The sequence below is a fragment of the Pseudovibrio exalbescens genome (genome assembly GCF_028737195.1).
Lineage (GTDB): Bacteria > Pseudomonadota > Alphaproteobacteria > Rhizobiales > Stappiaceae > Pseudovibrio > Pseudovibrio zosterae.
This window is the reverse complement of the sequence record NZ_JAQZAJ010000007.1, coordinates 85,497-106,668: the sequence shown is the minus strand read 5'-3', so window position 1 is coordinate 106,668 and position 21,172 is coordinate 85,497. Positions and strand designations below refer to the sequence as shown.

Below are 21,172 nucleotides of genomic sequence, written 5' to 3'. Positions count from 1 at the left end.
TCACAAGAACCTCATTGGAATACCATGTTTGGCTTCATTTCTCGTCGCCTCGTCATGGCGGTTGTCGTCATGTTTGTCGTGGCCCTTATCTCCTTCATGCTGTTCCGGTTTGTTGGAGATCCCATCAACCAGATGGTGGGCATTGAGACCACACCTGAACAACGCGAGGCCCTGAGAGAACGCTTGGGGCTGAACGACCCCATCATCATTCAGTTTGCGCGCTTCATCATGGGCGCACTTCAGTTCGATTTCGGCAACTCCTATCAGTTCAAGCAGCCGGTCGCAGAGCTCATAGCCAAGCGCCTCCCGGCTACACTGGAGCTATCCTTCGTCTCCGCCCTGTTCGCCCTTGTCGTTGGCGTGCCAATGGGCGTTTATACCGGTCTGAACCGCCATTCCCCACTGTCCAAACTGTTCCTGACAGTCTCGCTGATTGGCGTCTCTCTGCCGACCTTCTTTATCGGGATCTTGCTGATCTTCCTGTTCTCTGTTCACCTGCAATGGCTGCCAAGCTTCGGCCGGGGTGACGTGGTGGCAATCGGCGACTGGTGGACCACCGGTTTCTTGACATTAAGCGGGCTCAAGGCGCTCATCCTTCCATCCATCACGCTGGGCTTGTTCCAGATGACGCTGATTATGCGCCTCATCCGCGCCGAGATGCTGGAAGTCATCCGGACGGACTATATCAAGTTCGCCCGCGCTCGCGGCTTGCCCGATCGCTCAATTCACTTCGTTCACGCTCTGAAAAACACCATGGTGCCTGTTATCACCATTACCGGCTTGCAGCTTGGATCGATCATCGCCTTTGCCATCATCACGGAAACGGTATTCCAGTGGCCGGGCATGGGCCTTCTGTTTCTTCAGGCCGTGCAGAATGTAGATATCCCGATCATGGCAGCATACCTCATGCTTACCGCATTCATCTTCGTGGTGATCAATCTGGCCGTAGACATTCTCTACGTTGTGATTGACCCACGTCTGCGCACCGAACGCTCCGGACTCTGAGGGCTAAAGCAATGACAGAACAAACAACAATGCCTGAACAGGACGTTGCCAAGGGACGTATTGCGCGGATTTTGGACAGCGACATCTTTCACAGTTTCATCCGCTCCAAAGTCACCGTCATCGCGGCGATCGTGACGGCAGTCCTGATGATTTCCGCCTTCTTGGCTCCATGGATTGCGCCCCATGATCCATTTGATCTGGCGCAGATCAGCATTCTGGATGCCCGCGTCCCTCCGGTGGGCATGGCATACCATGACCCTCGGTTCCTTTTGGGCACGGATGATCAGGGCCGCGATATGCTCTCTGGCATTCTCTATGGCATGCGGATTTCTCTTGCCGTCGGCTTCCTTTCCGTGGCCTTTGCAGCCGTGCTCGGCATCTTCCTCGGGCTCCTTTCCGGCTACGTGGGCGGACGGACCGATGCAATCATCATGCGTATCGCCGAGATACAGCTGACCTTCCCGGCGATCTTGATTGCGCTGCTGATTGACGGCGTTGCCAACGGCATCTTCGGCAATCTGGACCGGGAACGCTGGGCCGTGTGGATCCTGACCTTCTCTATCGGCCTGTCCTTCTGGGTGCAGTATGCACGTACGGTGCGTGGCTCCACCATGGTCGAGAAGAACAAGGAATACGTTCAGGCCGCCCGCGTGATCGGCATCCCTTCTTTCATCATCATGTTCCGCCATGTGCTTCCGAACGTGATGGGGCCGGTTCTGGTTATTGCAACCATCAATCTGGCATTGGCCATCATCACTGAGGCAACCTTGTCGTTCCTCGGCGTGGGTGTGCCAGCAACCCAGCCTTCACTGGGTACCTTGATCCGCATCGGCAACGACTTCCTGTTTTCCGGCGAATGGTGGATCGCCATCTTCCCGGGTCTCACCCTCGCGATTCTTGTGCTGGCAGTGAACCTGCTCGGCGACTGGATGCGCGATGCGCTCAACCCGAAACTGCGATAAGGGAGGCTTCAGATGAGCATTCTTGAAATCCGTGGCCTTACCGTTGAGTTTCCGGGCCGAAAGAACACCTTCGTTGCGGCACGAGATGTCACCCTCTCTATCGATCCCGGAAAGATTTTGGGCGTGGTGGGCGAGTCCGGTGCTGGTAAATCCACCGTGGGTAACGCTGTGATCGGCCTTCTGGAAAATCCGGGCCGCATTGGTGCCGGCGAGATCTACGTTCACGGCGAACGCATAGACAACCTGCCCCAGAAGAAGATGCGTGAGCTTCGCGGCAAGCGCATCGGCATGATCTTCCAAGATCCCCTCACCTCTCTGGATCCCCTGCAGACAGTTGAGTTCCAGCTGGTGGAGACCATGCTGCAACATTTGCCGCTGTCCAAGTCGGAGGCGCAACAGCGTGCCATTGAGCTGCTGGACCAGGTGGGCATCCCAAACCCAGCGGAACGCGTGAAGCAGTATCCGCACCAGTTCTCAGGCGGCATGCGCCAGCGAGTGGTGATCGCTCTGGCACTGTGTGCAGAACCGGAAGTCGTGATCGCAGACGAGCCAACCACAGCACTCGACGTTTCCATTCAGGCGCAAATTCTCGAGCTGATGAAAAAGCTCTGCACCGAAAAGAACGTGGCAATGTTGGTAATCACGCACGACATGGGAGTTATCGCTGAAATAACCGACCACGTGGCGGTCATGTACCGGGGTAATCTGGTGGAGTATGGCGAGTCTCACCAGATACTCGGCGCGCCAACTCACGAATACACCAAAAGCCTGATTGCTGCTGTCCCGCGCCCAGATGTGAAGGTTCACCGCTTCCCGCAGGTGGATTACATTGAGGGTTCAGCGAAACCGTTCAAGCAAATCGACATTTCAACCCATTGGCTTGGTCAGTCCCGTGACTACAAGCCGGTTGATGGCGCTCTTCTCTCCGTCAAGAACATCGACATGAAGTTCCTGACAAAGAACGCCTGGATTCCGAAGAACCGGCAGTACTTCTCCGCTCTGAAGCAAGTCAGTTTTGACATCCAGCCCGGAGAAACCTTTGGTTTGGTGGGTGAATCCGGCTCGGGCAAGTCTACTGTGGCCCGCGTGATCACCGGCCTTTATCACCCCAGCGGCGGCACGGTGCATTTTGCCGGGCAAGAACTCACAAGCTTGAGCGATCGCAAGCAAGTGCTGGCCATGCGCCGCCAGATGCAGATGATCTTTCAGGACCCGTATTCCTCGCTCAACTCGCGCATGCGAGTGCGGGACATTGTGGCCGAGCCGATAAAGTTCCACAAACTGGCCTCCACGAATACAGAATGCTTCCGCATCGTGGACGACCTGCTGGACCACGTTGGCCTTGGGTCGGCGGCAGGCAAAAAGTACCCCCACGAGTTCTCTGGCGGTCAGCGTCAGCGCATCTCCATTGCACGCGCACTGGCGACACGGCCGCGCTTTTTGCTGTGCGATGAACCGACCTCTGCTCTGGACGTATCCATTCAGGCGCAAATCCTCAACCTTTTGAAGGACTTGCAGGACGAACTGGGCCTGACAATGCTGTTCATCTCCCACGATCTGGCGGTCATTCGCCAGATGTGTAACCGCACCGGCGTGATGCGCTTTGGAGAGCTCTTGGAGGTTCAGGAGACAGAAGCGCTCTTCGAGACACCACAGCACGCGTACACAAAGGAACTGCTCAGCCTTATGCCAAGCATGGATATCCTCTCCCGCGACAACCTTGAAGAGGAAGTCGCCTGAGGCGAACACCACGATCAGATATCAAAGGGGCCGCAACGGCCCCTTTGTCATGATTGAGGGCTCCTAGAGCTTTTGCGCCACAATCAAGCGGCTTGGCGGCTTCACGGGATAGTTACCCGTCTCTAAAATCTTGAAGCCCGCATTCTTCACCAGACCTTCTAGTTCAAACACACCAAGAAATCTGACATAGGGTGCCTTTCCAATCAGGCGCATCGCAGGAACAAGCACGCGAAAAAGCGGATTTGCCTCTGACAAACAAGGCGTCTTGGAGATGAAGAGGCCGCCGGGCTTGAGCAGTTTATGGCTGGCAGCAAGGCAGTGCTCCAGATTGGGCAACAGATGGAACAGGTTGAACGCCATCACAACATCAAATCGACCTTCGCCGATCCCCTCACCCAACGCAGAACACTGACGGAACTCAACATTTTCAACGCCCTGCTTCGCGGCCTTCTGCCTTGCGATGGAAATCATTCCTTCTGCCAAGTCGGTCGCCGTGATGCGCTGTACATTTTCACTCAACGTCAGAGCTGTTGATCCGGTGCCGCAGCCCAACTCAAGAACCTCATGCTGTGGCTCCAGATAGGTGCGGACACGGTCAAGCGTTTGCTCATAAGCCAACGGCTGGCGAACCGGGGCTTTGGCGTACTTTTCCGAGATATTGTCCCAGAATTTGGCTGAGGTGGTCATGGCTTTCTCCTTTGCCTCAACCGTAGCCAGCACCAACCTCAAATTGAATTGCCGAAATCCGTTGATCTGGTATACGAAACTGCATGAACTGGCAGTCGGTCGCTTTTGATTGGAACCAAGCCCGGGCTTTTCTTGTCACCGCCAAGGAAGGATCGCTGTCGGCCGCCGCCCGCGCTCTGGGCCTGACGCAGCCAACACTGGGACGACAGGTCGCCGCGCTTGAAGAAGATCTGGGCGTCGCGCTGTTTGAGCGCACAGGGCAAAAGCTAGCGCTGACCCCGACTGGCCGCGAACTTCTGGAACACGTTGAAGCCATGGCCGAGGCGGCAACGCAAATCTCCTTAAAGGCGTCAGGGCAGTCGCAGGACGTGGCTGGAAAGGTATGCCTCGCCACCACGGACCTGTTTGCCGTTTATCTGCTTCCGCCTATCCTCAAAGAGCTGCGAAACCAAGCGCCGAGTGTTGAGGTGGAAATTCAGGCCTCCAACGCCTTGGCTGACCTGCGCACCCGCGAGGCCGACATTGGCATTCGCCACGTTCGCCCCGATCATGCAACGCTGGTTGCCAAACTCCTGCGCGAAACCACAGCGCATTTCTATGCCAGTCCGGAGTATCTGGAGGCCCGAGGCACGCCTCAAAGTCCCGCCGATCTGTCCGGGCACGATTTCGTCGGCTTCAGCAAGCCAGACAGGTTTCTCGGTTGGTTGAAGGACTTGGAGCTGCCAATCACGGCAGACAATGTGCGCCTGTTCTCTGAAGATGGAACCGTCGCGTGGGAAATGGTTAAACGCGGCCTCGGTATCGGCATCATGCTGAAAGATGTTGCGGAGCGCACCCCGGAGGTGGTCCAGATTTTGCCAGAGTTTCCGGCAATCCCCGTTCCAATCTGGCTGACCACGCACAGGGAACTGCATACAAGCAGGCGCATCCGTTTGGTGTTCGACCTGCTCTCCAAGATGCTCGGGCAAGTTCCAACGGCGCAAAGCCCCAAGCAGTGCGAACCGGACACCGGCAGTTGATTGCAGGAATGCACCAGTGCAAAAGCGAAGAACGCGGCATTGGCAACAAGTCTTGACCCGCCATGAACAATGGTCATAACTGCGAAAATCTTACCTAAAGCATTTAAGACTGCTCTGATGACCGATAGCACTGCTTCCAATCTGCAAAGCATCACCCTTGATATTTCCGGCATGAATTGCGCGGGCTGCGCCTCGAAAGTAGAGCGCGCCCTGAACCAGGCCGAAGGTGTGAACCACGCAACTGTGAATCTGGCCCTTGAAACGGCTGAGATTCATCTTGATCAGCCAATGCCGCCCCAGGCCCTGGTGAATGTAGTTGAGAAAGCGGGCTTTGGTGCCAAGAGGCGCGAAGAAGACATACGGAAAGCGCGCTTGGAGCGTGAGCGCCTTGAGGCAGAAGACCAAAAGAAAGAGCGGCGCACGTTCGTCCTGCTCGTTTTCTCAGCCCTGCTCAGCTTGCCTCTTGTCGCTCCAATGGCAGGCATGCCTTTTGGTCAGGATTGGCATCTGCCGGGCATGATCCAGCTGCTTTTGGCAACGCCAGTGCAGATCTTTGTAGGTGCCCGTTTCTATAGCGGTGCGTTCAAGTCTCTGCGCCACGGCTCTGCCAACATGGATGTGCTGGTCGCCCTCGGCACCAGCGCCGCCTTCGGCTACAGCCTCTACAAGATTTTCATGCCGGAGTTCTCCGGCAACTCCCACCTGTATTTTGAAGCTTCTGCCGTCATTCTGACGCTGGTTCTGTTTGGTAAGTATCTGGAACACCGGGCAAAACGCTCCACCACGGCGGCAGTGCGCGCGCTTGCTGCAATGCGTCCAGATACGGCGCACCGCGTGGATGGCGAAACAATCACCGACGTGAACATTGCCGACTTGCGCCTTGGCGACGTCATTCTGGTGAAACCGGGGGAACGCATTGCCACCGATGGCGAAGTGCTGGAGGGCGCAAGCGCGGTCGATGAGTCCATGCTCACCGGCGAAAGCCTGCCGGTTGAAAAGAGCGCTGGCGAAATGGTAACCGGCGGCACAATCAACGGCTCTGGCGCCCTTTACGTGCGCGCTACCGCCTTGGGCGAAGAAACACGACTTGCGCAAATCATTCGCCTTGTAGAGGGTGCGCAAGCCTCCAAGGCTCCCATCCAACGGCTTGTAGACCGGGTGGCCGCAATCTTCGTTCCCACCATTCTGGTCATTGCTGCAATTACTCTAGGCGCTTGGCTTTACCTGACCGGAGACACCAACGCTGCCATAGGTGCCGCGGTTGCTGTTCTGGTTATCGCCTGCCCGTGCGCGCTTGGCCTGGCAACTCCTACGGCCCTCGTTGCGGGCACCGGGGCAGCGGCGCGCGCCGGTATTCTCATCCGCGATATTGAAGCTTTGGAGCGGGCGCACAAGATTGATACCGTCGTGCTGGACAAGACAGGCACGCTGACGGTTGGCCGCCCAACATTGACAAGCATTCAGGCGTTTGATCGCAACAACGAACGTCTGCTGTTCATCGCTGCGACGCTGCAGCAGGGCAGCGAGCACCCACTGGCAGGCGCGCTCATCCGCGCTGCAGAAGAAAACAAGATCAAGCTCGGCAAACCCCACGCAGTGAAAGCCGTGCCGGGGCAAGGCCTTGTGGCTGAGCTGGCTGGCCAGCAGGTCGCCATCGGCAACAAAGCGCTGATGGATGGCCTTGGTATCTCCAGTTTGATGGCCGATGGCCTGATCAAAACCTACGAAAGCGCGGGTCAAACCGCCGTCACCGTTTCCGTTGGTGACAAGGTGGTGGGCGTTCTGGGCCTTTCCGATGCACATCGTGAAACCGCAGCTGAAGCTGTCGCGCAGCTTAAAGCGCGCGGCATTGCAACTGTCATGCTCACTGGCGACGCTGAGCTGGCCGCCAAAGCTGTTGCGGAGCAGGTGGGCGTTGAGGATGTCCGCGCCCGCATCCAGCCAGAAGGCAAGAACGCTGTTGTCAATGAGCTGAAGGCCTCCGGAAAGTCGGTTGCCATGGTAGGTGACGGCATCAACGACGCCCCGGCCTTGGCTGCGGCGGATCTAGGCATTGCCATGGGCTCCGGCACAGATGTTGCCATGGAAGCGGCAAGCATCACGCTCATGCGCTCAGATCCCAAAATGATTGCTTCCGCCCTTGATGTTTCAAAAGCAACGCTCGCCAAAATCCGGCAGAATCTGTTTTGGGCGTTCATCTACAATGTAATCGGCATCCCACTTGCCGCCTTCGGTATGCTCTCTCCAATTATCGCCGGAGCTGCCATGGCAATGAGTTCAGTCTCGGTGGTGACGAATGCCGCTTTACTTCGTCGATGGAAGCCACAAGACGGAAATGATGCATAAACTCAGCGTTCACTGCTCATAAGGGCGCTTTTCTTCAAAGAAGAATTGACATTTTCGAAGCAAAGGCACATCTAAGCTTTCCGATATCACTCATCTCGGAAAGAACTGTTTTTGTGTGCGAATGAATGCAGGTCGCACCGACGGCAACACTTGGTCAAAACTACACATGGCGCCGAAACAGCATAGTGATATCATGACGATGATGGCGTAAGCTGCACAAGCCTCCATCAGGTTCGTTTCCATGATTTGGGCCGGAAGCGACGACAGGAGCTCAAGGAGAATACAAGTGCCAGGCGGAGAACAAAAAAGACGCTACCAGGATGTCGCGCAGGCGATCCGTGAGGATCTGTCAAAAGGGCGATATGCTGTGGGCGATCGATTGCACCCCGAACGGCAAATCTCCGAGGAGTTGGGCGTTTCCCGCTCACTCGTCCGCGAAGCTATGATCATGCTGGAAATTGAAGGCCTTGTGGATGTGCGCAAGGGCTCCGGCACTTATGTGCTGCGCCTGCCAAGTGACGCGCCGACCACTACGCCAGCTTCAGAAGACATTGGCCCCTTTGAGCTTTTGCAGGCACGCCAGCTGATGGAAAGTAACATCGCTGCATTCGCTGCAACCATGGTGACCAAGAACGACATCATGAAAATGCGCAATGCGCTGGAACAGGAGCGCCGCGAGCTGGCAGATGGATCGGGTGGTGAAGAGGCAGATGAACTATTTCACATGCTCATTGCTGAGGCCACTCAGAACTCCGCTCTCGTTGAAATGATGCGAAACCTTTGGCAGCAGCGCAAGCGGTCGCGCATGTGGGCCACCTTGCATGAGCGCATTTTCGATCATGAATATCGCAAGGAATGGCTTGAAGATCACCGGGCCATTCTAACAGCGCTGCAGATCAAGGATCCACAAGAAGCCCGCAAAGCCATGTGGCAACATCTGGAGAACGTGCGAGCGCGCCTTCTGGCCCTGTCTGATGTCGATGACCCGAGCTTTGATGCGTACTTGTTCGACCAGAATCCGCTTGCAATCAAGCCTTGAGCCGACTCACGAATTCGCTCGCTGCATGCATTCATCATGCGAACCGCGCTCCCCTGCGGCTTGCCGGAGACCTCGCGCGCGTAACCAACGAGTTTTAAACAGTGAATTGCCCAAGGCTAACTTCGCCAGCTAACAGGTTACAGATCATCAAGCCAGCGCCGGATCTTCGTATCACGGCAACCTAAACCCTTGGTTTCGCTAGGTGTCACCTCTCACGGCGTTTTCCGTTGCTTACCTCTATTCCTCGACTTGCCTTAGGGTATATCCTTATCTTAGTTTAGGTCTGCTGGTGTTTTCTTTTGCCGCGCAAGAAACGTTGAAACATAACCCGAATGCAGGACTTTACAGCCGCTGAGATACCTGTGACTCTTGCCACAACTTCTCGTGAGAACCTGCAATTAGAGGTAGTTCAATCCCTATGAATGAAGTTGAACTCAAACTCTCTGTGTCTAGCGAAAATCTGGCCAAGGCTCTGGCCAGAGCTGATTGCGCAGATTTCTCTGTCGAAGATGAAAAGACCAAGAAACTTGTTTCAATTTATTTCGACACACCTGACAAGCGGCTGAAAAAAGCTTCTACAACGCTTCGCATTCGCAACACCGGCAGCGGTCTTGTGCAGACGTTGAAAGTTGGCACCGGCCTGACGCGCGGACTGTCCAACACGCGCGAGTTTGAAGTCCCGACCGAAAACACCGAACCCGATCTTGCCCTGATTGAAGATGAAAGCGTCCGCGCCTCAGTGGCAGAGCTTCTGAATGGCTCGGAAATCGTTGCGCGGTTTGAAACGCGGATAGACCGCGTCGCCCGGGATTTTGTGCGGGGTCCAGCGACCGAAATCGAGGTGGCCTTTGACAATGGCAAGGCCGTGGCCAAGAGCATTGAACAAGAGATCTGCGAAATTGAGCTTGAGCTGAAGTCAGGCCCAGTTGAAGAACTCTACATTCTGGCCGGCCAGATTCTGGGCGACATTCCTTTCAACTTCTCCAAGCAGAGCAAGGCCGAGATCGGCCACGCTCTGGCCGATTGCCTTGAAGCGGATGAGGAGTTGAGCTGGTCCATCGAGGCAACGACAGCCGGGAAGATCGCCCTCGGTCAATCTGAGACCGCGGAAGACGCGCTGGTCTCGATCCTTTCCTCTTGCCTGACGCAAATCGCCGGCAACCGTGCCAGCCTCATTCAGCATGCCAATAATGACCGCATTGAGTTCACCCATCAGATGCGCGTCGGCCTGCGTCGTTTTAGGAGCGCGCTAAAAGTCTACGAATCCCTGATCGGAAGCACGGCGCTCTCTGAGATGGGAAGGGAAGCCCAACGCCTTGCCACCTACCTTGGCAATCTGCGTGATCTGGACGTGATGGCAACAGACATTATCGGGCCTTTGGACGACTTGCGCCCCGAGGGTATCGAGTTCACAGACTTGTTGAAGGCGCTGGATTCCGCGCGGGATGCCGTGCGAGAAGACGTGATCAAGCAGCTGGAGACGGAACGTGCAAACCACTTGATCCTTCAGCTTGCACGCTTCATACAAACACGCGAATGGCGTCAATCGCTGAACACGGAAATCCTTGAGGCTCTGGACATGCCAGCGAGAGAGTTTGCCAACTACGCCATTCAAAAGCGCTGGAAAGCCTGCGCCAAGCGCGCCAAGCATCTCGAAAAACTAACCATCGAAGAGCGTCACGACCTGCGTAAGGCGCTGAAGAAATTCCGCTATTGCATTGAGTTCTTCAAGAGCCTCTACGACAAGGAACAGACCGCCGTCTTCATCAAATCGCTTAAGCAACTGCAAGATGTGTTTGGCTATCTGAATGACGTTGCAATGACCGACCGTCTTGTAGCCATGGACCTGCCAGCCGCAGAAACCAAGCACCCGCTCCTACCCGCCATAGGGTTTGTCGCAGGCTGGCACAAAGCGCGGGCTGACCATGCTTGGGAAGACGCACAGGATCGCTGGAAGGAACTGAAAGAAACGCCCCGGTTCTGGCGTGACTGAAACGCTCACAAGGCCCCTAGACAGTGAGCTGAATACGTTCTGATGCCATGTAGCTTCGGCCCACCTGAATGGGAGTTCCGTCTTCCAAAACATCCACACTGTATGTAGCAATCATTGGGGATCCCGCCTCGATTTCCAAAATCGCAGCGTGTTCCTTCGAGCAATGCACCGCCGTGATTCGGGTTTCGCCTCGCCGATAATTGCCGTAGCCCATCTTCTGCATCACTTTTGTGATCGAGCGGGTCTCCAGATAATCCGCTTCGAGGGTCGGGAATTTCGATTTCTCAAAATAGCCTGTACCAGTAATCAGAGGCACGCCGTCAGCAAGGCTCAAGGTCTGCATTTCAAATAGTACAGTTCCGATTGCGACCTGTAGTTCGGCGGCTAACAGATCATCTGCCTCCACCTCCCGAATGCCAAGAAGACGACCTGAAATGGTCTCGGCCTGGTCTCTCAGATTCTCTGTAAACCTAGTTCTGGGGCCAATTTTGTAGGCTATTGGACTCTTAGCCACAAAAGTACCTCGCCCCTGATCGGAGCGCAGCAACCCCTCTTCGATCAGGACAGAAATAGCTCTGCGAACCGTGTGTCGGTTGACGGAGAACTTCTCTGCCAAAACTTGCTCAGTGGGGATGCGTGCGCCTTCACCAAGGCCGGCGCGCGTCAGCTCAATACGCAAGGTCTCGGCGATTTGCTTCCACACCGCGATGCCTGCCCGTCGCTTGACCGGGCGCCCTTCGAAATCCAACTGATCCGTCATTCGCTTGTCATGAAACATCTGTAGCTCGGATGCGAGTAAAAAATTTGTCTATACAATTAGACATATTTAAGCCGTACTGCAAACAGACACTAACCCGAAGCATAGGCCAAATCGCCCTTATCCAACGCCTCTGAGGATTTAAAATGTCGATTGACGCGCAACCGGCCCTAGCCCCGGAAATTAAGGCCCGGCAGGCAGCAATGGCTCTTCTGGCAGAAGCGCCAGAAGCCACCTTGCAGGCCACATGGGAAGCACTTGAACCCCGCCCCACCTACACCGTGCTGCGCCAGCCAGAAACTGGCTTGGTCATGGTGCGCGGTCGTGCTGGCGGCACGGGAGCTCCATTCAATCTTTGCGAAGCAACTGTCACCCGTTGCGTCGTTGCGCTGGAAAGCCGTGAGACAGGTTTCGGCCAATGTCTTGGGCGCAGCAAACAAAAGGCGCTCTACGCTGCGGTGTTCGACGCCCTGCTCCAAACCGAAAAATGGAATGCAGAGATCGAAGCTAAGCTTCTTCAGCAACTGCGCACAGCTCAACAAGAACAGGATCACCAGACCCGTAGGGAAGTCGCCGCCACCAAGGTGGACTTCTTCACCATGGTACGAGGAGATTGAGTATGACGACCCCTTCCCTCGGCCTGCAAAAAGCACCGGCACCCGGCCTGAAAAACCCGGTTCATGATGCGCAGAAAATCTTCAAAGTGGCCATGAATGCCTTGGCACGCCCCGGTTCCCTGCAAGAAATGCCGGAGCTTGGTCTGGAAGTGCCAGCACCCCTGACACAGACGGTTGCAGCACTCGCTCTCACGCTTCTGGACTACGACACACCGGTCTACCTGGACCCGGCACTGGCTCAAGAAGTAGACGTGGTCGACTATCTTCGCTTCCATACGGGTGCTCCCATTGTCGCGCTGGCCTCTGACGCGGCCTTTGCCCTTATCAGCGATCCGGCAAAAATGTCCGCTATCTCGGGCTTTGCCGTGGGCACGGACGAATACCCCGACCGTTCCACCACCCTTCTCATCGCAGTAGATGACATGACCAACACGAGCGGCGCGACGCTCTCAGGCCCCGGCATTAAGACAGAAACCGAGTTTGATGCCGCCCCGTTGTCGCCAGCGTTCTGGCCGCAGATGATCGCCAATCAGACGCTCTATCCTCTGGGCGTGGATGTTCTTTTCGCCAGCCCGACCCACGTGGCCGGCCTGCCCCGCAGTAGCAAGATTTCCATGAAGGAGGCCCGATAGATGTATGTTGCCGTAAAAGGTGGCGAAAAGGCCATCCGCAATGCACACAAGCTCATGGAACGGGACCGCCGCGGCGATCGTTCGGTTCCCGCTCTGGAACTCAAGCAAATCGCCGAGCAGCTCTACTTGTCTGTATCTCGTGTCATGTCCGAAGGCTCCCTTTACGACGTGGAGCTGGCGGCGCTCGCCATCAAGCAGTCCCGAGGCGACTTGATCGAGGCTATCTTCCTGCTGCGCGCTTACAGAACCACATTGCCACGCTTCGGGTATTCCGAGCCGATAGACACAGCTGCCATGCTGGTGCGCCGCCGCATCTCGGCAACCTACAAGGACTTGCCGGGCGGCCAGCTTTTGGGCCCAACCTACGACTACACCCACCGACTTCTGAACTTCAAACTGGCAGCTGATGGCGAACTGCCCGAGTCAGTGCAGGCTGAGTACGACGCCGCCGAAGAGATCCCACGCGTGACGGACCTTCTGAATGCGGAAGGCATGATGGAGCCGGACCCGCAGGTGCCGTCAGATGCCGTGGTGGGCGATCTGACCCGTGAGCCCATGGAGTTTCCAGCGGACCGGGACATTCGCCTGCAGAACCTTGCACGCGGTGATGAAGGCTTCTTGCTGGCACTTGGCTACTCCACCCAGCGCGGCTTTGGTGGCTCGCACCCGTTTGCCGGTGAGATACGCTTCGGTGAGGTGGACGTGGACTTCTTTGTCGAGGAGCTTGGCTTTTCCGTTCCTCTTGGTCGCATGTCCGTGACTGAATGTCAGATGATCAATCAGTTTCAGGGCAGCACCGTCGCACCGCCGCAGTTCACCCGTGGCTACGGCCTCGCACCGGGTCAGGCAGAGCGCAAGGTCATGTCCATGGCACTCGTAGACCGCGCCTTGCGCTGCCGCGAACTGGGCGAAGAAGCGGTTGCCCCGGCGCAGGATGAAGAGTTCGTGCTCTCCCACTCTGACAACGTTCAGGCCACTGGCTTCGTCGAGCACCTGAAGCTGCCACACTATGTGGACTTCCAGGCAGAGCTGGAGCTGGTACGGCGCATGCGTAAGGACTGGCAAGCAAGACAAGAAGTTGAAGCCGCACAGGCAAATGGCCCCGTCGAAGAGGCAGCACAATGACCGAGCAGACCTACGACAACTTCGCAGATCACTACAATTTTGCTTATCTGGATGAACAGACAAAGCGCATGATCCGCCGCGCAATTCTGAAAGCCATCGCCGTGCCGGGCTATCAGGTGCCGTTCGCTTCCCGCGAAATGCCGATGCCATATGGCTGGGGCACCGGCGGCGTACAGGTTACTGCGGCTATCATTGGTGCCAATGACGTTCTGAAAATGATCGACCAAGGCTCTGACGACACCACCAACGCAGTAGCGCTGCGCGGTTTCTTCGTCAAGACAACCGGCGTTGAAGCAACCACAAAGACCAGTGAGGCAACAATAATCCAGACCCGTCACCGCATCCCGGAAGAGCCGCTCAAGGCCAACCAGACACTGGTTTATCAGGTACCGATCCCCGAACCGCTGCGCAAGCTGGAACCTCGTGAGACCGAAACCCGCAAGATGCATGCTCTGGAAGAGTATGGCCTCATGCACGTGAAGCTTTATGAAGACATCGCCAAATACGGCGAGATCGCCACAACCTACGCTTATCCGGTGCTGGTGAACGATCGGTACGTGATGGATCCATCACCAATCCCGAAGTTCGACAACCCCAAAATGCACGAAATGGAAGCCCTTCAGCTTTTTGGCGCGGGCCGTGAAAAGCGCATCTACGCGGTGCCACCCCACACAAAGGTCGAGAGCCTGGACTTCGAAGACTACCCGTTCGAAATCCAGAAGTTTGAGGAGCCCTGCGCATTGTGCGGTGCTGAGAATGTCTACCTCGATGAAGTCATTCTGGATGACAAGGGAGCCCGCATGTTCGTGTGTTCCGACAGCGACTTCTGTGAGGACCGCCGGGAGAACGGGCACGTTGGCCACATGGCGGCAAACCCAATCACCGAGAGCGAAAACCGGGGTGCGGACGCATGATCAAAGGCCTTAGCCATATGACCTTCATCGTGTCGGATCTGGATCGGATGAGCACCCTACTTATTGAAGGCCTTGGGGCGACGGAGATTTATTCCAGTTGCGACAAGACCTTTTCTCACTCACGTGAGAAGTTTTTTGATCTGGGCGGGCTTTGGGTTGCAGCAATGGAAGGCGAGGCTCTGCCAAGCAGGACCTACAATCACATCGCCTTTGAGGTGAACGAAGAAGCCATCGACAGCACAAGAGCCCGGCTGGAGAAAATCGGTGTCGAAGTTCTTCCCGACCGCCCACGCATCGAAGGCGAAGGCCGCTCGCTCTACTTCTACGACTTCGACAACCACCTTTTTGAGCTGCACACAGGCACGCTAGAACAAAGGCTAAACTCCTATGCAAACCAGTGAAATGACGCAGACCACTGCAGATGCGAGTGAAGATCTGCCGCTTCTACGTGTCTCCAGTGCCACCAAGTACTATGGCGACCGTATTGGCTGTAAGGACGTAAACTTCGAGCTTTACCCCGGAGAAGTGCTTGCCATTGTTGGCGAAAGTGGCTCAGGCAAGACAACCCTTCTGAACTGCCTGTCCACCCGGCTGGCTCCGACTTCGGGCGTGATCGAGTACCGCAACCGCCAAGGCGCCATGCGAAACCTCTACCAAATGAGTGAAGCGGAACGCCGCATGCTCATGCGGACGGACTGGGGCTTTGTGCACCAGCATGCCTCAGATGGGTTGCGGATGTCTGTCTCCGCCGGTGCAAACGTTGGTGAGCGGCTGATGGCCGTTGGTGCGCGCCATTACGGCGACATTCGTTCCACCGCAATTGACTGGCTGGACCGCGTGGAAATTGCGGAAGATCGCATTGACGATGATCCGCGTGCATTCTCGGGCGGCATGCGTCAGCGGCTTCAGATTGCTCGCAATCTGGTCACCAATCCGCGCCTGGTTTTCATGGATGAACCCACTGGCGGCCTCGACGTTTCTGTTCAGGCCCGGCTGCTGGACCTTATCCGCGGTCTGGTATCAGACCTTGGCCTTTCCGTTATCATCGTCACGCATGATCTGGCTGTGGCCCGCTTGCTGTCAGATCGCACGCTGGTCATGCGCCGCGGCCATGTGATTGAAACCGGCCTGACAGATCAGGTTCTCGATGATCCGCAGGAAGCCTACACCCAGCTTCTTGTCTCCTCCATTTTGCAGCCTTGAGGTCCGCCATGAAGACGAAAATCTGCCTCTCCAACGTTGGCAAAACCTTCCGCATGCATCTGCGCGAGGGCATTGAACTGCCGGTGGTCGACAACGTCTCTTTCGCCGTAGCAGAAGGAGAATGCGTCATTCTGGGCGGCCCGTCCGGCTCCGGAAAGAGCTCCGTGCTCAAAATGATCTACGGCAATTACCGCTGCCCAAAGGGCCAAATCCTGATCACCGACGGCGAAGAAATCATCAACGTGGCACAAGCTGCCCCTCGGCGCATCATACGCCTGCGTGACAATACAATCGGCTACGTCAGCCAGTTCCTCCGGGCCATTCCACGGGTCCCGGCGTTAAGGCTGGTTGCTGATCCGCTCATCGCTCAGGGTGTGTCCGAGGAAGAAGCACTGGCACAAGCACGTGTTCTGCTCACCCGTCTGAATGTGCCAGAGCGGCTGTGGCAGCTGCCGCCCGCCACGTTCTCAGGCGGTGAACAGCAGCGTGTGAACATTGCCCGCGGCTTTATCGCCCATTACCCGATCCTGCTGTTGGATGAGCCTACTGCGTCTCTGGATGCCAAGAACCGTGCCGTTGTCGTGGAACTGGTTGAAGAGAAGAAGAAGAAGGGCGTTGCAATGCTCGGCATTCTGCACGATCACGAAGCCCGTGATCAGATTGCCGACCGCATCATCGACGTCACTCAGTTCAAGGCAGCGGCCTGACCATGAGCATTCAGCCGAAGATAGCCGAAACGGTCATCGACCCTTCTGTCCAACTGAGAGAAACGACCATTGGCCGGCGCTGCGAAATCTTGCAGCGCTCAGCCCTCGAATACACCGAGCTGGGCGATTATTCCTACGTCGGCTCGGACTGTATGATAGCGGACACAACCATCGGCAAATTCACGGCAATCGCCGCCCATGTTCGTTTGGGGCCGCCAAATCACCCGATGCATCGCCCCAGTCAGCATCGCTTCACCTATACGCCGGAGTATTACGAGGCCGACGCAGAACGCGACCACGCATTCTTCAAGGAACGCCGTCAAGCGCGTGTCACGATTGGGAACGATGTGTGGATTGGCCATGGCGTTACCGTGCTTGCCGGTGTGACGGTCGGCGATGGGGCCATCCTTGCAGCAGGCGCCGTGGTCGCAAAAGATGTCGAGCCCTATACGATCGTGGGCGGCGTCCCGGCCAAGAAGATCAAGGACCGTTTCCCACAACAGCTTTCAAAGCGTTTACGCGCTTTGAGGTGGTGGGATCTGCCAGAGGCTGTACTCTTCCACAACCTTGCCTTGTTCCAGTCCGAAGATATCGAGAAATTTGTAGAGATTTTTGGACAAATTTCAGACCGTCATTCATCAGACACAGGCGCTCAATAAAGCAGTGGGCAAACAGGGAATTGCCATGCGTTACGCAGTTTATTACTCCGCCGCCCGAACCGAACCTCTAGCCGAGCTGGGTAACACCTGGCTGGGCCGGGATCCGTTCACCAACACCCCTCTCACACAGCCGAAGATCGATGGCATCAGCGCCGCCGAACTCTGGCAGTACACGGAAACGCCTCGCCGCTACGGCTTTCACGGCACGTTCAAGCCACCCTTCGAGCTCGCCGAAGGCGTTACAGAGGACATGGTTTGCGAGCAGGTCCGCAGCTTTGCCGCACGAACCCGCCCCTTCCAGCTGGATGGCATTGCCCCAAACCGGCTCGGTGCCTTTCTTGCCCTCACCCCAACAGCCCCAAGTGAAGGGCTCAACGATCTCGCCAGCCGGGCCATTCGAGAACTCGATACACTTCGCGCGCCACTTTCCGACGCCGACATTGCCCGCAGGCGTCAGTCCGGTTTGACCCCAGAGCAAGATGCCTACATGTTGCAATGGGGCTATCCATACATCTTTGAATTCTTCCGCTTCCATCTCACCCTGACAGGCAAGATCAACGACAAGACAGTCATGCCTGCGCTTCAGGCGGCAGCGGAACATCACTTCGCACCGGTACTGAACAAGCCTGTCACCATCAATCAGATCGCGCTCTATGTCGAAGAAGAGCGTGGCGGCCCATTCCGGGTTGCAGAAACATTTCGGTTTGAAGGAGCTTCCCAATGAGCGACGCGCTCACATCCCAAAGCAGCAAGAGTACTGAAGAAGCCGAATACAACGCCAACGCTCTGACATTCACGAATGCCAAGGTCGTTCTGCCTGACGAAGTAATCGACGGCTCCATTGATACCGCAAACGGCTTGATCCGAAGCATCGACAGCGGAAACGCCGCTCAAGGCCATGACTGCGAAGGCGACTACCTGATCCCGGGTCTGGTTGAGCTGCATACCGACCACTTGGAAAACCACTACAAGCCGCGCCCGGGAGTCCTGTGGAATCCGATTTCAGCCGTTCAAGCTCATGACGCGCAAATTGCCTGCGCGGGCATCACAACCGTTCTCGACGCGCTGCGTGTGGGTATGGACGATGGCGCTGATTTCACCGCCCAAGACATGCGCGCCATGGCAGACGCCATTGAAACCGCACAGGCCGCCGGTCGGCTGCGAGCTGACCACTTCCTGCACCTGCGCTGCGAAGTTTCAGCAGACAACTGTGTGGAAGGCTTTAGCCTGTTTGAAGGCGACGACCGCGTTCGCCTGACTTCGTTGATGGACCACACGCCGGGCCAACGTCAGTTCACCTCCCTTGATTACTACATAAAGTACTACAAGGAGGCCAAAGGCTTCTCTGATGAACAGCTGGAAGTGTTCATTGAGCACATGACAGCGCGCGGGGCGCGCAACTCGGACAAAAACCGCCGCGAGATTGCAGCCCGCGCCACGGCAAGCGGCATTCAACTGGCCAGCCATGATGATGCCACGGTAGCTCACGTCGAAGAAGGCGTCGGGTTCGGCATCAAGGTCGCTGAATTTCCAACCACAATGGAAGCGGCCAAGGCCTCCACGGAAGCGGGAATGGCCGTTCTCATGGGCGCACCAAACGTGGTGCGCGGCAAGTCCCACTCAGGCAACATCTCTGCCAAGGAGCTGGCATCCGCTGGCTACCTGAACATCCTGTCATCCGACTATGTGCCGGTGTCCTTGCTGCACGGCGCTTTTGTTCTGGCAAAGGACATTGAGGGCATAACCCTGCCGGATGCGATCCAGAAGGTCACAAAAATTCCAGCCGAGTCCGTGAGTTTGATGGATCGAGGTGCCATCATTGAGGGTCGCCGCGCTGACCTTGTTCAGGTTCGCATGGTCGACGACATTCCAATCGTACGCGGTGTATGGCGTGAGGGTCGTCGTGTTGCCTGATCAGCGCAGATCAACACCAAGTGAAAGCAGGGCCGAGGAAAAGCTCGGCCCCGGTGGCCTGGTCATTGTTGTGGGCCCAAGCGGAGCTGGCAAGGATTCCCTGATTGACGGTTTCAAGGCGGACGCCGCAGGCCACAACGAGCTGATGTTCGTAAAGCGACTGATTACGCGGCCGGCAGAAGCTGGCAGCGAAGACCACGAAGAAGTCGGCTATACTGAACTGGAAGCGATGATCAAGAAGGACGAAGTGGCTCTCTCATGGGCCGCACACAACCTTCTATATGCGCTGCCCAAATCGGTTGATGCCCACATTGCAGCTGGCGGTGTCGCAATCGCCAACGGCTCTCGAAGGATCATTCCATATGCTCTGCTCAAGTATGAGCATGTACTGGTGGTGCATATAACGGCTCCAGTGGAAGTGCTTGCAGAACGGTTGGCCCAGCGCGGCCGCGAAACCGCAGAGGACATCGCCAACCGTTTGAAGCGTGCCGAAATGACTTTTGGCTCGGCTCCTAATGTGGCCCGGATCGAGAACGTGGGCTCCATCGAAGAAGGTGTCCGCAAGCTTTCAGAGGCGATCAGCACCTTCTACGCGCCGTTCAAGGGTCAGTTTCTAGAGGCCTGATCCTTGAAAGCCTCTGCGCCAAGCAGCAACGCGTGAATGTTGGCAATCAAGGCTTGTTCAAAATCAACTTTGAGGCGGGAAAATTCCGCCTCAGCCATCACCTTTTCAAGCTCGGCGCAGGGGTGGGTCACGGGCCACAGACCGGCGACGACCGCATTGACGCTGAAGATCAGGCTCTCACACTGCGCCCGCTCAAGGTGGGGCTGCGCTTTGTGGAGCGCGCTGGAAGCACGAGTAATAACCTCGAGCAACACCCGCTTGAAGGCCCTGAGCCCTTCCTGACTGACGTTGTGCTCCAAGGTGGGAGCCAGTTCGGTCAGCAACAGGCACGTTCTCGAACTGCCGCAATAGCCGCGAGCAAGCAACACTGCTGTCTCCTCGGCAGACATCGGACCCGTGACTGCCTGTTCCAGCGCAACCAACATGGCATTGAGATCAGCAAGCAGCAGCTGAAGCATGATGTCTTCACGGCTTTCGAAGTAGCGATAGACATTGGATTTTACGACGCCCGCCTTCTCCGCAATGCGTTTCAGCGTTACAGCTTGCACTCCCTCTTCCTTCAGCAACTCCCCCGCTGCTGCAAGAAGGTCTTTTGTGCGCTGAGCTTTCGCCGCCGCTGTCCGAGCTCGCTTGAATTCAACCTCTGCCATGAAGCTGGAATACGCTCGCTTGCCGCCGCTGTCAATAAGTGACCCCTGTTCACCTATTGACTCCTTCGCAAGATCACGTAGCTTTAGTGAACAAGAGTCACTTATAGCCGGAGATGGAAGCCATGAAGTTGACCGTGAATGGAACCGACTATGAGGTCGATGCAGATCCAGAGATGCCCTTGCTATGGGTGCTACGCGATATCCTGAATATCAAAGGCCCCAAGTTTGGGTGCGGTGTGGCCGCCTGCGGTTCCTGCACAGTCTTGATTGATGGCTTCCCCGTCCGGTCCTGTTCGCAAGCCGTGGCAGATACCGAAGGCGCGATAACCACCATCGAAGGGCTGGAGCACAACGGCAATTTGCACCCGGTACAGGAAGCTTGGATGCGCCATGCCGTACCGCAATGCGGCTACTGCCAATCTGGTCAGATCCTGGCAGCGGTTGCCTTGCTTGATGAGACTCCCGACCCCACGGATGAGGACATCGACAACGCCATGACCAACCTGTGTCGTTGTGGCACCTACCCCATGATCAAGGCGGCGATCAAAGACGCTGCCAAAGCCCAAGGCGCGTAAGGA

22 protein-coding genes are annotated in these 21,172 nt (G+C 56.5%); 19 read left to right on the top strand and 3 right to left on the bottom strand.

Annotated features, from left to right (window positions below; translation table 11 throughout):
* Positions 1-24: 24 nt before the first annotated feature.
* The 3 genes from PUV47_RS17830 to PUV47_RS17820 are packed head-to-tail and all read left to right on the top strand — an operon-like array spanning position 25 to position 3,707.
* Positions 25-1,005: an ABC transporter permease gene (locus PUV47_RS17830; protein WP_274219952.1), complete on the top strand. Its 981-nt coding sequence runs from the start codon at positions 25-27 to the stop codon at positions 1,003-1,005.
* A gap of 11 nt (positions 1,006-1,016) precedes the next feature.
* The gene (locus PUV47_RS17825; protein WP_274219951.1) at positions 1,017-1,967 is read left to right on the top strand and encodes an ABC transporter permease; all 951 of its coding nucleotides are present in this window, start codon (positions 1,017-1,019) and stop codon (positions 1,965-1,967) included.
* A 12-nt stretch (positions 1,968-1,979) separates the two neighbouring features.
* Positions 1,980-3,707: a dipeptide ABC transporter ATP-binding protein gene (locus PUV47_RS17820; RefSeq protein WP_274219950.1), complete on the top strand. Its 1,728-nt coding sequence runs from the start codon at positions 1,980-1,982 to the stop codon at positions 3,705-3,707.
* 63 nt (positions 3,708-3,770) lie between these two features.
* On the opposite strand, the gene PUV47_RS17815 is transcribed toward PUV47_RS17820, so the two are convergent.
* On the bottom strand, positions 3,771-4,394 hold the full coding sequence (locus tag PUV47_RS17815; RefSeq protein ID WP_274219949.1) for a class I SAM-dependent methyltransferase: 624 nt from the start codon (positions 4,392-4,394) through the stop codon (positions 3,771-3,773).
* A gap of 83 nt (positions 4,395-4,477) precedes the next feature.
* Between PUV47_RS17815 and PUV47_RS17810 the strand changes: the two genes are divergently transcribed.
* The 4 genes from PUV47_RS17810 (at position 4,478) to PUV47_RS17795 (ending at position 10,791) form a co-directional block, all read left to right on the top strand.
* Positions 4,478-5,413, top strand: coding sequence for a LysR family transcriptional regulator (locus PUV47_RS17810; protein WP_274219948.1), 936 nt, complete (start codon positions 4,478-4,480; stop codon positions 5,411-5,413).
* Between the two features lie 117 nt (positions 5,414-5,530).
* Entirely contained in the window at positions 5,531-7,759 is a 2,229-nt protein-coding gene (locus PUV47_RS17805) for a heavy metal translocating P-type ATPase (RefSeq protein WP_274219947.1), read from the top strand.
* Between the two features lie 286 nt (positions 7,760-8,045).
* Positions 8,046-8,798, top strand: coding sequence for an FCD domain-containing protein (locus PUV47_RS17800; RefSeq protein ID WP_274219946.1), 753 nt, complete (start codon positions 8,046-8,048; stop codon positions 8,796-8,798).
* Positions 8,799-9,216: 418 nt separating this feature from the next.
* Positions 9,217-10,791, top strand: a complete 1,575-nt coding sequence (locus tag PUV47_RS17795) for a CYTH and CHAD domain-containing protein (RefSeq protein ID WP_274219945.1) — start codon at positions 9,217-9,219, stop codon at positions 10,789-10,791.
* A gap of 16 nt (positions 10,792-10,807) precedes the next feature.
* Here PUV47_RS17795 and phnF read toward each other — a convergent pair whose 3' ends face one another.
* A complete protein-coding gene (gene phnF, locus PUV47_RS17790) occupies positions 10,808-11,569 on the bottom strand; it encodes a phosphonate metabolism transcriptional regulator PhnF (RefSeq protein ID WP_274219944.1) in 762 nt (253 codons plus the stop codon).
* Positions 11,570-11,694: 125 nt separating this feature from the next.
* Here phnF and phnG point away from each other — a divergent pair, with 125 nt between their 5' ends.
* The 11 genes from phnG to phnN are packed head-to-tail and all read left to right on the top strand — an operon-like array spanning position 11,695 to position 19,944.
* Positions 11,695-12,165 carry a phosphonate C-P lyase system protein PhnG gene (phnG, locus tag PUV47_RS17785; protein ID WP_274219943.1) on the top strand — a complete coding sequence of 157 codons (471 nt, stop codon included), beginning with the start codon at positions 11,695-11,697 and terminating at the stop codon, positions 12,163-12,165.
* Positions 12,166-12,167: 2 nt separating this feature from the next.
* A complete protein-coding gene (gene phnH, locus PUV47_RS17780) occupies positions 12,168-12,797 on the top strand; it encodes a phosphonate C-P lyase system protein PhnH (protein ID WP_274219942.1) in 630 nt (209 codons plus the stop codon).
* Positions 12,798-13,922, top strand: coding sequence for a carbon-phosphorus lyase complex subunit PhnI (locus PUV47_RS17775; RefSeq protein ID WP_274219941.1), 1,125 nt, complete (start codon positions 12,798-12,800; stop codon positions 13,920-13,922).
* Positions 13,919-14,836 (top strand): alpha-D-ribose 1-methylphosphonate 5-phosphate C-P-lyase PhnJ, encoded by a 918-nt coding sequence (locus PUV47_RS17770; protein WP_274219940.1) that lies wholly within the window; start codon positions 13,919-13,921, stop codon positions 14,834-14,836. The genes PUV47_RS17775 and PUV47_RS17770 overlap by 4 nt, the downstream gene beginning before the upstream one ends.
* A complete protein-coding gene (fosX, locus tag PUV47_RS17765) occupies positions 14,833-15,237 on the top strand; it encodes a FosX/FosE/FosI family fosfomycin resistance hydrolase (protein ID WP_274219939.1) in 405 nt (134 codons plus the stop codon). Before PUV47_RS17770 ends, fosX begins: the two co-directional genes overlap by 4 nt.
* Position 15,238: 1 nt before the next feature.
* A complete protein-coding gene (phnK, locus tag PUV47_RS17760; RefSeq protein WP_274219938.1) occupies positions 15,239-16,039 on the top strand; it encodes a phosphonate C-P lyase system protein PhnK in 801 nt (266 codons plus the stop codon).
* Between the two features lie 8 nt (positions 16,040-16,047).
* The gene (gene phnL, locus PUV47_RS17755; protein WP_274219937.1) at positions 16,048-16,746 is read left to right on the top strand and encodes a phosphonate C-P lyase system protein PhnL; all 699 of its coding nucleotides are present in this window, start codon (positions 16,048-16,050) and stop codon (positions 16,744-16,746) included.
* A 2-nt stretch (positions 16,747-16,748) separates the two neighbouring features.
* Complete coding sequence (locus tag PUV47_RS17750; RefSeq protein WP_274219936.1) at positions 16,749-17,405, top strand: DapH/DapD/GlmU-related protein; 657 nt, start codon at positions 16,749-16,751, stop codon at positions 17,403-17,405.
* Between the two features lie 25 nt (positions 17,406-17,430).
* Positions 17,431-18,129: a DUF1045 domain-containing protein gene (locus PUV47_RS17745; RefSeq protein ID WP_274219935.1), complete on the top strand. Its 699-nt coding sequence runs from the start codon at positions 17,431-17,433 to the stop codon at positions 18,127-18,129.
* Entirely contained in the window at positions 18,126-19,319 is a 1,194-nt protein-coding gene (locus PUV47_RS17740) for an alpha-D-ribose 1-methylphosphonate 5-triphosphate diphosphatase (RefSeq protein ID WP_274219934.1), read from the top strand. The genes PUV47_RS17745 and PUV47_RS17740 overlap by 4 nt, the downstream gene beginning before the upstream one ends.
* Complete coding sequence (gene phnN / locus PUV47_RS17735; protein WP_274219933.1) at positions 19,309-19,944, top strand: phosphonate metabolism protein/1,5-bisphosphokinase (PRPP-forming) PhnN; 636 nt, start codon at positions 19,309-19,311, stop codon at positions 19,942-19,944. Before PUV47_RS17740 ends, phnN begins: the two co-directional genes overlap by 11 nt.
* Here phnN and PUV47_RS17730 read toward each other — a convergent pair.
* The gene (locus PUV47_RS17730) at positions 19,926-20,594 is read right to left on the bottom strand and encodes a TetR family transcriptional regulator (protein WP_274219932.1); all 669 of its coding nucleotides are present in this window, start codon (positions 20,592-20,594) and stop codon (positions 19,926-19,928) included. The two genes, phnN and PUV47_RS17730, sit on opposite strands and share 19 nt — an antisense overlap.
* Positions 20,595-20,716: 122 nt before the next feature.
* Here PUV47_RS17730 and PUV47_RS17725 point away from each other — a divergent pair, with 122 nt between their 5' ends.
* Positions 20,717-21,169 (top strand): (2Fe-2S)-binding protein, encoded by a 453-nt coding sequence (locus PUV47_RS17725; RefSeq protein ID WP_274219931.1) that lies wholly within the window; start codon positions 20,717-20,719, stop codon positions 21,167-21,169.
* Positions 21,170-21,172: the final 3 nt, after the last annotated feature.